The sequence below is a fragment of the Neobacillus sp. NRS-1170 genome (assembly GCF_050468025.1).
Window position 1 is genome coordinate 1 of sequence record NZ_JBITPF010000013.1, and the last position, 12,734, is coordinate 12,734.

Consider the following 12,734-nt stretch of genomic DNA (forward strand, 5'->3'; position numbering starts at 1 on the left):
AGGCGCTTAAGCGCCGAGGAGGCTCTCCGCACGCCCGCGAAACCGCTCGCGCCTGGAGCGAAAATCAACAGCCAAGTTTAACAGAGAAAATGCGAGTGCTGCCATTGGTAATTGTAATACCAATGGCAGCTTTTTTGGGTTCTTAATAGACTAAAATTTTCATACTATTTATGTAGATTTACAGCATAAATAGGAGTGGATAACATGGAACGGTTTAGCCGCTATGTAAATGAATTATTTGAATGGAATGAGCAGATGAAACAGTTTCTTCGTTCAGAAACAGTCGGTGATAACTCTGAATTATGGGAACAGCTTGATGCATTTACGGAATTAATAGAAGGGACGAATCGAGAGCTGTCCAATGAGGAGCTCCTTTCTCTACAAACGAAGGCAGAGAACATCCATGAACAAATGGAAACCTATTTTAAACGGAAGCAGGAAATCGGGCAGCTTTGGGTAGTAGAAAAGACAATTCCGCCTGGGGGCCATACATTACCGGAGCTTTCTTATCCATATAATGCATTGGAGCCTTATATTTCAGAGGAAATAATGAGGCTTCACCACGATAAGCACCACCGTTCCTATGTCGAGGGGTTGAATAAGGCCGAACTTAATCTTAAAAAGGCTAGAGAGACGAATGACTTTTCGCTTATAAAGCATTGGTCAAGGGAACTTGCCTTTCACGGGTCAGGTCATTACCTTCATACGATTTTTTGGAAAAATATGAGTCCAAATGGCGGCGGAAATCCCCATGGACCGCTAAAAGGGGAAATAGAAAACTATTTTGGCAGCTTCACAGCTTTTAAAAAACAGTTTTCTGAAGCGGCAAAGCAAGTTGAAGGAGTCGGCTGGGCGCTGTTAGTCTGGTCACCAAGAGCAAGGCATCTAGAGGTATTGCAATCCGAACGGCATATGCTTCTAACCCAATGGGATACCATACCTCTCCTTGTATTAGATGTATGGGAGCATGCCTATTATCTTCAATATAAAAACAACCGGGCAGACTATGTTGATAATTGGTGGAATGTTGTGAATTGGAGCGATGTTGAAATGAGATTTGAAAAAGCAGCAGATATAAAATGGCCGGCTTTTTAAATATTTGGAAAGGTAATCTGTCTATTGGCGGATTGCCTTTTTCTCTATTAATTGTCATATCAAGCCTTGTCCTGCATAAACTTTTATTAAATCGAAAAGCGGAAGCGCCTTGCCCAGGGGCTCAAAGCATAAGCCAATCCGGTGGGAAGGTTGCTTTTTAACCTTCTCACCGGATTGGCTTAGACCAGAGAGCCCCAGGCGCTGCAGCTAGACATTAAAGAAGGGGACGAGGTAAATCTAATGAGAATGATTTCAAAGCTAGTCATTTTTTTCCTCATGGTCTCAATACTCGTTGCTAACATTCCTCAAAAGGTGGATGCTTCCCTTGGAGTAAGTGCAGCAAGTGCTGTACTCATAGAGCAGAAGACTGGACGAGTCCTATATGAAAAAGATGCGCATACAAAAAGGAGAATTGCCAGTATTACGAAAATCATGACAGCGGTTTTGGCGATTGAATCGGGAAAAATGAATCAATATGTTAAAGTAAGTGAGAAGGCAACCCATGCCGAAGGGTCATCGGTTTATTTAAAACCGGGAGAAAAAATTAAGCTGAGTGACTTGGTTTATGGGTTGATGCTAAGATCCGGAAATGATACTGCGGTAGCCATCGCCGAATATGTAGGTGGGAGTGTTGATGGCTTTGCCTATTTAATGAATCAAAAGGCCAGGGAAATCGGAATGTTTGATACTCATTTTTCAAACCCGCATGGACTTGATGATCATGAAGATCACTATTCCTCTGCCTATGATATGGCTATTTTAATGCGTTATGCGATGCACGATAAAACGTTCGCAAAAATCTCGGGGACAAAGGTACACCGTGCCCCTAACCCAACAGAAGCATGGGACCGTGTTTGGAAGAACAAAAACCGGCTGCTGACAAAATATAAATATGCCACTGGAGGAAAAACCGGCTATACAAAGCGGGCAAAAAGAACGCTTGTAACAACCGCAACAAAAGGAGATATGAGTTTAATAGCGGTTACCTTGAATGATTCCAATGATTGGGATGACCACATCTCCATGTATGAAGATGGCTTCAGAAACTATGATATGGCTGAAATTGTAGAAAAGGGGAAAATTAATGTAACGACCAATAAGGTATATAAAAATCATTTGTTTGTAAAAAAATCAATTGTGTACCCTGCTACGAGCGAGGAAATGGATTTATTTTCAGTGAAATATAAATTGAACAAGCCAGAGAAAAAATGGAGCAATGGAAAGAAAACTGAGCAAATAGTTGGTAAGGCTGCCGTTTATTTGGATGGCAGAGTTGTTACTGAAACTCCTATATACTATCAAAATGAAAAAGAAGAGAAGCAAGGGCTTCTTGATTATGCTAAAGAAATTTTCTTTTCTATTATAGGTGTGAACGCAAATGGTTAATTATATATGGGTTTTCATGACTATCGTTGGTATCGTTTTCGCGGCTTTTAACGGAACAATGGAGGCAGTAAACAAGGCGGTGTTTGATGGAGCAAAAGAGGCTGTGACCCTATGTATCGGATTAATCAGTGTCCTTGTTTTTTGGCTTGGGATGATGCGGATTGCTGAGGAATCAGGTCTCCTCGAACGGTTGTCGAAGCTATTCCGTCCGCTGGTAAAGATACTATTCCCGGAGGTACCGGCCAACCACCCTGCGATGGGATATATATTGTCCAACATGATTTCTAATATGTTCGGTTTGGGAAATGCAGCTACACCACTTGGTATCAAAGCAATGGAAGAATTGAAAAAGATAAATGGCGGAAAAAATACAGCAAGCAGGTCCATGGTCACCTTTTTAGCCATCAATACAGCAAGCATAACAATAATTCCAACCACTGTTATTGCTATCAGGATGAATTATAAATCCATTTCCCCAACAGAAATTGTTGTTCCTACCATAATCGCTACTATACTTTCAGCAATAGGTGCCATTCTTATAGATCGTTATTTTTATTATCGCAGAAGCCGAAAAGGGTGAAAAATATGGGGCTGATTTCGGGGCTATCGCTTACTTTTATCCCACTGTTAATCGGATTTATTCTAATATATGGAACTTTTAAACAAGTTCCAACCTATGAAAGTTTTGTTGAAGGAGGCAAAGAGGGAATAAAAATTGCCGTAACCATCATACCTTTCTTAGTTGGTATGCTCGTAGCCATCTCCATATTTCGGGCCTCCGGGGCATTAGATGCCTTAATGCATTGGATCCGTCCCTTTATGAAGTCGATTGGAGTGCCCGCTGAAATCGTACCATTATTGTTCATTAGACCCATCTCCGGTACAGCTGCACTTGGAATGACAAGTGATTTAATTGCTGTATACGGACCCGATTCCTTTATTGGCAGACTTGCTTCTGTGCTGCAAGGAAGTACGGATACTACCTTTTACGTTTTAACCGTATATTTTGGAGCAGTTGGGATTAAAAAAATGGGAGATGCACTTAAAGTAGGGCTGCTCGCGGATGTTTTCGGAATTATTGTTTCAATAGTTGTCGTAGGCCTAATATTTGGAACAAAATAGGTTAGAGTTTACAAAAAAGTAGGTTCACTATATTGAATCTACTTTTTTCATGTCCACTGATAAAACCCGCTACTTTGAAAAGTGAAGGATTTATGTCATAATTCATTAGGATAGAATGGATCAATTTTGAGGTGAAAAATTTGGAAAGATTACAAAAAGTAATAGCTCGAGCTGGTGTTGCATCAAGAAGAAAAGCAGAGGAATTAATTAAAGAAGGCAGAGTTAAAGTAAATGGCAAGGTTGTTAAGGAACTCGGTGTCAAGGTAACTTCTGCCGATAGAGTAGAAGTGAATGAAATTCAAATCGAGAAAGAAGAACCTGTTTATTTTCTTTTATATAAACCAAGAGGAGTCATTTCAAGTGTCAGTGACGACAAAGGAAGAAAGGTTGTAACCGATTTCTTTTCTGAATTTAAAGAAAGAATATTTCCAGTTGGTCGTCTTGATTATGATACATCAGGATTATTGTTACTAACAAACGATGGAGAATTTGCTAACTTACTTATGCATCCAAGAAATGAAATTGAAAAAGTGTATGTTGCCAAAATCAAAGGAATTCCGTTAAGAGAAAACATTAGAAAATTGGAAAAGGGAATTAGGCTTGAGGACGGTAAAACAGCACCTGCCAAAGTAAAGGTTCTTTCGGTAGATAAGAAAAAACAATCAGCCATTGTTGAGATCAGCATTCATGAGGGCCGCAACCGCCAAGTTAGAAGAATGTTTGAAGCTATAGGTCATGAAGTTATGAAATTAAAGCGGGAGCGATATGCTTTTTTAACCTTACATGGCTTGAAGGCCGGAGAGGCAAGAGAACTAACTCCGCACGAGGTAAAACAATTAAGAACCCTTGCAAATGATGTTTCTAAGAAAAATTCATAGAACCGTCACAATTAACAGCGAGGGTTTACACTATGATAGGATTGAAAAATGATATAATTTAGACTACTTGTGTCAGGAGATTTAATGGAGGGTTGGGAATGAAAAAACGGCGATTAGTAATTCGAACAGTAATATTACTTGTTCTAGGAGCAGCCGTTATCTATACGCTGTATGCTAATTTTACAAAAGACAATAAATTAAAAGTGGCGGTAGGTGAAACGGCACCAGATTTTGTTTTAACCGATATGCAAGGGAACAAGCATCGCCTTTCAGACTATCGGGGACAAGGGGTATTTTTGAATTTTTGGGGAACATGGTGCCCGCCTTGTAAAAAGGAAATGCCTTATATCAATAATCAATATCAGCAATTTAAGGACAAAGGGGTTCAGGTTTTATCAGTCGATATCCAAGAATCTGAACTTGCTGTTAATCAATTTGCTGAACACTATAAACTTGATTTTCCGATTATGATTGATACTGACAAGGAAGTAATGACTGCCTATGGAATCGATCCATTGCCAGCTACATTCTTGATTGATAAAAACGGCAAGGTGGTTAAATACAATACTGGAGAAATGTCTGAAAATACGGTCAGGGAATTTATGGAGCAAATAAAACCTTAGGTAACAGGGAGTTTTTTAAAATGAAAGATGTTAAATGTGAATGCGGGCACGTTAATCCACATGGAACTGTGTTATGCGAAGCATGCGGAAAAGTCCTGGATGAAAATGAGAAAAAGAATCCATTGCTTGATATGCGCTACGAAGGCAGTGCACGCCGCTCACAAACCTATAACAAAACAATTATAGATAAAATTTGGAATTTCTTTTCTTCAGTAAAGGTCGGAGTTTGGCTTATTATTATAACCCTTATTGCTTCTTCGCTTGGCACAATCCTGCCGCAGGAAATGTATATTGACCAGCCTCCGGAAGTGTACTATGAAGAGGAATACGGCTGGTTTGGTAAATTATATTATCAATTAGGGTTTAATGATTTGTATGGTTCATGGTGGTATTTATTATTAATTGCCATGATAGGTATTTCTCTTGTTATTTGCAGCCTTGACAGGGTCGTCCCTTTATATAAGGCATTAAAAGCCCAACGAGTAACAAGACATGAAGGCTTCTTAAAACGCCAGCGCGTGTTTGGCGTCAATTCACATATGGATAAAGACGACTTTACGGTCATTAAGAAGCATCTAAAGGAAAAACGATACCAGGTTCGTGAGGAAAATGGAGATTTATTAGCTGAAAAGGGCCGTTTTTCAAGATGGGGCCCTTATGTTAACCATGTAGGGTTAATTATTTTCCTGTTTGGCGGAATGCTTCGTTTTGTGCCTGGAGTGTACGTTAATGAGAACCTTTGGGTCAGAGAAGGCGAAACAGCCCTTGTGCCCGAGACTGGGGAAAAGCTTTACCTGAAAAATAATCAATTCATCCTGCAGCATTATGATAAAAACAAAGATAAAACTTTTAAAAAGGCGATTGAAGAAGCAGGTGAAGTAGTTAAGAATTACCAATCTAACGTTATTCTTTACAATCGTGTCGGTGAAAATATTCCCGGAGAAAAACCAAAGCTTGAAAAGATTAACGATTATAAGGTTCGAGTAAATCATCCTTTAACCTATGAAGGGTATTCTATTTTCCAGGCTTCGTTTAGAAGTGACCTTGAAGCAATGACATTTGCCTTGACCAATAAAAAGACAAGTCAATCCTTTGGTGAAATGAAAATCAACCTTAGGAATCCAAAGTCAGTTTATGAACTAGGTAATGGCTACTCGGTTAAAGTTCTTAGTTATTTTCCTGATTTTGAATTTGGAAAAAATGGAGAACCATCTACAAAGTCAAGAGTTCCAAATAACCCTGCCTTTGTTTTTCGGATGATATCACCTGAAAATCCAAAAGGAGAAACGAGTTTCGTTGCAATCAGGCAAACAATTGAACCGTCAGGTAATAATACTTATAAAATGGCCTTTAAAGGCATTGAGACTAAAAATGTTTCCGGATTTATCGTCCGCAAGGATTCATCATTATGGGTCATCATATTAGGCGGCATTATCTTTATGATTGGTGTCATTCAAGGAGCTTATTGGAACCACCGCAGGATCTGGGTGCAAAACAAAAACGGTGAGGTTTGGATTGCGGCACACACGAATAAAAATTGGTACGGACTTAAGAGAGAAATAGAAACTGTTTTAACCGATACGAAGCTGAATATGCCGGATGATCAACTTCAAATGGAGAAACAGGATAAGGAGGTAGTTTAGTTGGTAACAATAAGTAGTAATTTATTGTTTATTGCTTTTATTCTTTATTTAGCTGCAACGCTTTTTTACGGCGGTTCCATTACCTCTAAAAAGGGGGAGACGGAAAAGAAAGGAACTAATCGCTGGGGGAAAATTGCTGTCTTATTAACAATTATTGGTTTTATATCACAGTTGGGCTATTTTATAACAAGATGGATTGCAGCCGGGCACGCACCGGTTAGTAATATGTTTGAGTTTACAACTTTCTTTGGAATGGCTTTAGTTGGTGCATTTATAGTTATATATTTTATTTATCGAACAACTTTACTCGGTTTGTTTACAATGCCTGTTGCGATTCTGGTTATTGCCTATGCAAGCATGTTTCCTAGAGAAATAACCCCATTAATACCGGCCTTACAAAGCTACTGGCTTCATATCCATGTAACCACTGCAGCAATGGGCGAAGCAATTTTGGCCATTAGTTTTGCTGCCGGATTAATTTATCTGGTTAAGGCCATTGATCAATCGAGGGCATCTAAACGAACCTTTTGGCTTGAAGTGGTCATGTTTTCGCTTGTAACGGTACTGGGCTTTGTCGCTGTCTCCTCAGCATTTTCAGGGTTAGGGTATCATGAGAAATTTACCTGGATTGATAAACATGGAAATGAAGCAAATCTTGAATATACGATGCCTGCCATTACTGGCCCGCATGAAGGAAAACTATTGACAAAAGAAGGGTTTAAGCCGCTGGTAGAAATGCCGGCTTTCATTAATGCAAAAAAATTAAATACGGTTATTTGGTCATTGATGGCAGGACTTATCCTTTATGGATTAATTCGCGTTATTTTAAGAAAGCGGATTGCAGCTGCACTTAAACCGCTAGTAAAAAATATTAAGCTAGATTTCGTTGATGAAATTAGCTATCGATCAGTACTAATTGGATTCCCCGTGTTTACACTTGGGGCACTAATCTTTGCGATGATTTGGGCACAAATGGCATGGTCGAGGTTCTGGGGATGGGATCCAAAAGAAGTATGGGCTTTAGTTACTTGGCTTTTCTATGCAGCATTTATGCATCTTCGCTTATCAAAGGGATGGCATGGAGAAAAATCAGCCTGGCTTGCCGTAATAGGCTTTGTCATTATTATGTTTAATTTAGTCGCTGTAAACCTAGTCATTGCCGGTCTGCATTCCTACGCAGGCAGTTAATTAAAAAACCTTCACTTAAAGTGAAGGTTTTTTTAAAAGCACAATGTTAAAGGGAATTCTTGATTATTTACCACTGTTCATTGGAGCGGATATGAACAGACTAATTTAATAAGCGTTTAAAAAAAGCAATAGTATTTTTCAAAAAAATACCTTTGTCATAATATTGACACTTTTAATAGGAGTAATTCCCTGAAAATATAGCAAAAACCATTACCATTTTGTAAAATAAACCTCATGGGGGGATTAATAATGGAAAAAGACGTGAAAATCCTAGTAGTAGACGATGAAGAAAGAATTCGCCGCTTATTAAAAATGTATTTAGAGCGTGAAGACTATACAATTGATGAAGCTGAAGATGGTAATGAGGCGTTAATCAAAGCAATAGATAATGACTATGATGTCATACTCCTCGATTTAATGATGCCCGGCAAAGATGGTATTGAAGTTTGCCGTGAGCTTAGGGAGAAAAAGGCAACTCCCGTTATCATGTTAACGGCAAAAGGGGAAGAGGTTAATCGCGTTCAGGGATTTGAGGTAGGAACAGACGATTATATTGTGAAACCTTTCAGCCCAAGGGAAGTTGTCCTGCGTGTAAAAGCTCTTTTAAGAAGGGCCTCACAAACTAGCTACCTGCAAACCGAGACAACAACTAAGGATGTTATTGTGTTTCCACATTTAACAATAGATAATGATGCCCATAGAGTAGCTGCTGATGGGAAAGAAGTAAGCTTGACACCTAAAGAATATGAATTGCTATATTTTCTTGCCAAGGCACCGGATAAAGTATTTGATCGTGAGCAGCTATTAAAAGAAGTTTGGCATTATGAATTTTTTGGTGACTTGCGAACCGTTGATACGCATGTAAAGCGTCTCCGCGAAAAGTTAAACAAAGTGTCTGAACAGGCAGCAAGAATGATTGTTACAGTTTGGGGCGTAGGGTATAAATTTGAGGTAAATAATGAATGACCTTTTTAAGAAGTGTTGTAGGTAAACTTTGGTTTACCATCCTTTTATTAGTATCCTTTATATTATTTATCCTTACTGTCATGCTTTTGGAATACACCCAAAACAATAACATCAAAGTAACAAAAAGTGATTTGACACACACAGCTGAAAAAATTGCCAGTGTTCTCGAAAACCATCCTGATGATAAATTTCCATTAGGATTAGAAATATCTTGGGAGATTCTAGATAATGATACCCAAGTGTTAATTGTTAAAAACAATCAAGATATCTATTACTCTCCGAATACGGAAAAGGGAAAGAAATTATCCATTTCAGATATTAAAAATGATTCAGAATTATCGAAAGTATTTAATAAAAACATTACTGTCGAAAAAATCTCAAACCTCTCATCAGAAAAAATTAGGAATAATGAAGATGCCAATTATTCCATTATTGGTGTACCGCTTCATTTGACTGGTGAAGAAAATGGTGCTGTTTTTATTTATCAATCCTTGGAAGACATGCAGGAAACATCCCGCTCTACAACAAGATTTATTTTACTTGTAGCTGGTGTTGCGATTATTCTGACAACTATATTTGCCTTCTTTTTATCAACCAGAATAACGGCGCCATTACGGAAAATGAGAGAGGCAGCGTTTGAAGTGGCGAGAGGAAAGTTTGATACTAAGGTACCGATTCTAACACATGATGAAATCGGGGAACTGGCAACTGCCTTTAATCAAATGGGACGACAATTGAAATTCAATATGAATGCCCTTAGTCAGGAAAAGGAACAGCTCTCCAGCATATTAAGCAGTATGGCAGATGGAGTAATCACCTTTAATCGGGATGGAACAATATTGATCACCAATCCGCCTGCAGACCGCTTTCTTCAATACTGGTACTATGAAAACGGTGAGTTTGGACCTAGTTCGGAGGCCATTCCATCGCAAGTCATGGAGCTTTTTCAGGAGGCAGTAGATACAGAAAAAGAACAGGTAGGGGAAATTTCTCTTCAGGGCCGCCATTGGGTAATCCTTGTCAGTCCTTTATACAGCAATCGCTTTATTCGTGGAGCCGTTGCGGTCTTAAGGGATATGACGAAGGAAAGGCAATTGGAAAAAATGAGAAAAGACTTTATTGCCAATGTTTCACATGAACTTAGAACTCCCATTTCGATGTTACAGGGATACAGTGAAGCAATTGTGGATGATATTGCCGAATCCCAAGAAGAGAAAAAAGAAATGGCAAAGGTTATTTATGATGAGTCCCTTCGTATGGGAAGGCTGGTGAATGAACTTCTTGACTTAGCTCGAATGGAAGCGGGACATATCCAATTGACAATCGATGAAATAAATATTTCATCTTTTATAAATAGGATTATCCATAAATTTCAAGGCCTTGCTAAAGATAATGAGATTCAATTACACGTTGATATAGATGACCAAATTTCCGTTGTTTTCTTTGACCCTGATCGGATTGAACAAGTTTTAACAAACTTAATTGACAATGCCATAAGACACACACCAAAAGGCGGTTCAGTCCGGTTAAACGTAACTTCAGAAGACAATGGGATTAGAATAGAAGTTCAGGATTCAGGTTCAGGGATCCCTGAAGAAGATTTACCTTTTGTTTTTGAACGCTTTTATAAGGCCGATAAAGCAAGGACCAGGGGAAGGGCAGGTACTGGACTGGGACTTGCTATAGCCAAAAATATTATTGATGCCCATCGGGGGCATATTTCTGTTCAAAGCAAGCTAGGACAAGGGACGACATTTTCCTTCCTGCTTCCTCGAAAATAGTAAAAAGAGCAGGTATTTTGCCGATTGTTCTTGATTCACGAGGAACATTTTTAAAGCCTATCCATTTCGGATAGGCATTTTTGGGGTTTGAAGCTTCCAATAAATACCTTCCTTTTTACCTAAAAAGAGTCTATATTTATATGTGAAACCTTTTATACATAAATATCGACTAATATTAATGAACGGGGAGGGGAATTGATGGACTCCGTTTTCGATGAACTTTATCAAAAATATCATCATGACGTTTTTCAATTTCTATTTTATATGGTTAAAAACAAAGAACATGCAGAGGATCTTGTCCAGGAAGTTTATATAAGAGTTTTTAAGTCCTATAATCGTTTTGAGGGGAAAAGCAGTGAAAAGACCTGGCTCTTTTCTATTGCCCGTAATGTGGCTATTGACTTTTTTCGGAAGCAAAAGGGATGGAAGGAAAGAATTTTCGAAAAATTTGATTGGTCATCCAATCAAGTTAAGGATGACTATCCTATTCCAGAGGAGATAACTGTCCAAAAGGAAGAGATTAAATGGATTTACAAATGCTTAGAATATTGCACGATGGATCAACGAGCGGTAATCATTTTAAGGTATTTACATGATTTATCCATTGCTGAAACAGCAAAAACCTTGGGATGGACAGAAAGTAAAGTAAAAACCACACAGCATCGATCCTTAAAAGTTTTAAAGAAGCACATGGAAATGTTTTATGAAAAGGAGGGATTAAATAGTGAGAAAGTCAGAGTGGAGCGATAAGCAGCTCGAGGAACTATTAAGGCAAATGCCCAAAATACAAGATCATCGCAATCCTCGTGACATTTACCAGAATCTTTCTATAAAAAAGCGCAAATTGATACCATGGTTATTACCAGGTATCGCAACTGCAGCGGCCATGCTTCTTTTTCTTATTTTAGTTCCTAACTTAATGAATCGAACAAATAATTCCTTTGATCAAGCTCAAGAAAAAAGGTCCTTGGAGCAAACCACAGCTAATAAAGATGCTGGAATTGCTATGAATAAGGAGGAATCAACCTCAAAGGAGGGGGTAAACTCCGGAACCAAAGAGGCAAAGCTTTTAAGTACTGAAGTCATGAAATCTGCGATTTATGATGATGAAGTGGGTAATGGTAAGGTGTTAACCTATTGGATACCTGACCAACAAGCACAGATTCTTATTCCTGTTTCTACTATTGTTTCAGACGCAGGCAATAAATCCTGGCTGACTGTTTTTGCAGAAAATATGGCTTCTCTAAAAGAAGAAGAATGGGGATTAAGTGAATTTTACCCGTTAAATGCGACATTGGAGCTAGACCAAAATAATAATAGCGTTAATGTTGACGTTCCTTCAAACCACCTATACGGACAAGGATCAACCAATGAAACAAATTTTATTAATGTATTACAAAAAGATATAGCATCAAATAGTAACCTTAGAAAGATAAGGTTCACAACAAATGGAGAACCAGGTATAGAATTAGGTAATTACGGAAGCAGGCAGGAACAGGATATTGTAATCGAGAAAAATCATGCTTTTTTGTTTTATTATCCTGTTGGCAGTAAATTGCCCTACTTAACTCCAACCAAAAATAGCTATAAAGATTTTGGAGCTGCCTTAGAGGCAATGAGGGTAGATCAACCTGAAAATGGTTTGAAAAGTTCGCTGCAGCCATCATTACAGATTTATGATGTGACCATTTCGGACAAAACTTTATCTCTTTCTATTAAAGGCGATTCTACTTTAAAAGATAATCAACTGACATTATATTCATTTGAGGCTCTGATGTTAACCGCTAAGGATTTTGGGGTTGAGAAAATTGTTGTTAAGAATTCCCCGTTAACACATATAGGACCCTTTGATTTATCAAAGGAAAATAAAGTGCCAATTGCTCCAAATTTGCGCAATATCCAATAAATTGTAAATCAACCTATAATGGGTTGATTTTTTTTATTTAGGCTTTTTTCGTAAGAACATTTGCAAAAATTGCCCAAAAACTTAGTAAATGAACATTATTAAGTACCAAAAGCAACAAAGTTTACGAAAAAAGCCTTTATTTATGC

Annotated in this window: 12 protein-coding genes; all 12 read left to right on the forward strand. The window is 38.3% G+C overall.

Annotated features, from left to right (window positions below; translation table 11 throughout):
• Nucleotides 1–204: 204 nt before the first annotated feature.
• Nucleotides 205–1,095, forward strand: coding sequence for a superoxide dismutase (locus ACIFOT_RS04960; RefSeq protein ID WP_430062450.1), 891 nt, complete (start codon nucleotides 205–207; stop codon nucleotides 1,093–1,095).
• Between the two features lie 240 nt (nucleotides 1,096–1,335).
• The gene (locus ACIFOT_RS04965; RefSeq protein ID WP_430062453.1) at nucleotides 1,336–2,481 is read left to right on the forward strand and encodes a D-alanyl-D-alanine carboxypeptidase family protein; all 1,146 of its coding nucleotides are present in this window, start codon (nucleotides 1,336–1,338) and stop codon (nucleotides 2,479–2,481) included.
• Nucleotides 2,474–3,061, forward strand: coding sequence for a nucleoside recognition domain-containing protein (locus ACIFOT_RS04970; RefSeq protein WP_430062456.1), 588 nt, complete (start codon nucleotides 2,474–2,476; stop codon nucleotides 3,059–3,061). Before ACIFOT_RS04965 ends, ACIFOT_RS04970 begins: the two co-directional genes overlap by 8 nt.
• A 5-nt stretch (nucleotides 3,062–3,066) precedes the next feature.
• Nucleotides 3,067–3,603 carry a spore maturation protein gene (locus tag ACIFOT_RS04975; protein WP_430062459.1) on the forward strand — a complete coding sequence of 179 codons (537 nt, stop codon included), beginning with the start codon at nucleotides 3,067–3,069 and terminating at the stop codon, nucleotides 3,601–3,603.
• Between the two features lie 140 nt (nucleotides 3,604–3,743).
• Nucleotides 3,744–4,481, forward strand: coding sequence for a 23S rRNA pseudouridine(2605) synthase RluB (gene rluB, locus ACIFOT_RS04980; RefSeq protein ID WP_430062462.1), 738 nt, complete (start codon nucleotides 3,744–3,746; stop codon nucleotides 4,479–4,481).
• Nucleotides 4,482–4,579: 98 nt separating this feature from the next.
• Nucleotides 4,580–5,104 carry a thiol-disulfide oxidoreductase ResA gene (resA, locus tag ACIFOT_RS04985; protein WP_430062465.1) on the forward strand — a complete coding sequence of 175 codons (525 nt, stop codon included), beginning with the start codon at nucleotides 4,580–4,582 and terminating at the stop codon, nucleotides 5,102–5,104.
• 20 nt (nucleotides 5,105–5,124) lie between these two features.
• A complete protein-coding gene (gene resB / locus ACIFOT_RS04990; protein WP_430062466.1) occupies nucleotides 5,125–6,747 on the forward strand; it encodes a cytochrome c biogenesis protein ResB in 1,623 nt (540 codons plus the stop codon).
• Entirely contained in the window at nucleotides 6,748–7,935 is a 1,188-nt protein-coding gene (gene ccsB, locus ACIFOT_RS04995) for a c-type cytochrome biogenesis protein CcsB (protein WP_430062469.1), read from the forward strand.
• Nucleotides 7,936–8,184: 249 nt separating this feature from the next.
• A complete protein-coding gene (locus tag ACIFOT_RS05000; RefSeq protein WP_430062472.1) occupies nucleotides 8,185–8,901 on the forward strand; it encodes a response regulator in 717 nt (238 codons plus the stop codon).
• Nucleotides 8,898–10,682 carry an ATP-binding protein gene (locus ACIFOT_RS05005; protein WP_430062475.1) on the forward strand — a complete coding sequence of 595 codons (1,785 nt, stop codon included), beginning with the start codon at nucleotides 8,898–8,900 and terminating at the stop codon, nucleotides 10,680–10,682. The genes ACIFOT_RS05000 and ACIFOT_RS05005 overlap by 4 nt, the downstream gene beginning before the upstream one ends.
• 198 nt (nucleotides 10,683–10,880) lie before the next feature.
• Nucleotides 10,881–11,432, forward strand: a complete 552-nt coding sequence (sigX, locus tag ACIFOT_RS05010) for an RNA polymerase sigma factor SigX (RefSeq protein ID WP_430062478.1) — start codon at nucleotides 10,881–10,883, stop codon at nucleotides 11,430–11,432.
• A complete protein-coding gene (locus ACIFOT_RS05015) occupies nucleotides 11,407–12,588 on the forward strand; it encodes a negative regulator of sigma-X activity (RefSeq protein ID WP_430062480.1) in 1,182 nt (393 codons plus the stop codon). The genes sigX and ACIFOT_RS05015 overlap by 26 nt, the downstream gene beginning before the upstream one ends.
• Nucleotides 12,589–12,734: the final 146 nt, after the last annotated feature.

Bases quoted from the DNA above. Each gene is read 5' to 3' on its own strand.
- ACIFOT_RS04960 (WP_430062450.1), top strand. From the start codon at position 205: ATGGAACGGTTTAGCCGCTATGTAAATGAATTATTTGAATGGAATGAG.
- ACIFOT_RS04965 (WP_430062453.1), top strand. From the start codon at position 1,336: ATGAGAATGATTTCAAAGCTAGTCATTTTTTTCCTCATGGTCTCAATA.
- ACIFOT_RS04970 (WP_430062456.1), top strand. From the start codon at position 2,474: ATGGTTAATTATATATGGGTTTTCATGACTATCGTTGGTATCGTTTTC.
- ACIFOT_RS04975 (WP_430062459.1), top strand. From the start codon at position 3,067: ATGGGGCTGATTTCGGGGCTATCGCTTACTTTTATCCCACTGTTAATC.
- resA (WP_430062465.1), top strand. From the start codon at position 4,580: ATGAAAAAACGGCGATTAGTAATTCGAACAGTAATATTACTTGTTCTA.
- resB (WP_430062466.1), top strand. From the start codon at position 5,125: ATGAAAGATGTTAAATGTGAATGCGGGCACGTTAATCCACATGGAACT.
- ACIFOT_RS05000 (WP_430062472.1), top strand. From the start codon at position 8,185: ATGGAAAAAGACGTGAAAATCCTAGTAGTAGACGATGAAGAAAGAATT.
- ACIFOT_RS05005 (WP_430062475.1), top strand. From the start codon at position 8,898: ATGACCTTTTTAAGAAGTGTTGTAGGTAAACTTTGGTTTACCATCCTT.
- sigX (WP_430062478.1), top strand. From the start codon at position 10,881: ATGGACTCCGTTTTCGATGAACTTTATCAAAAATATCATCATGACGTT.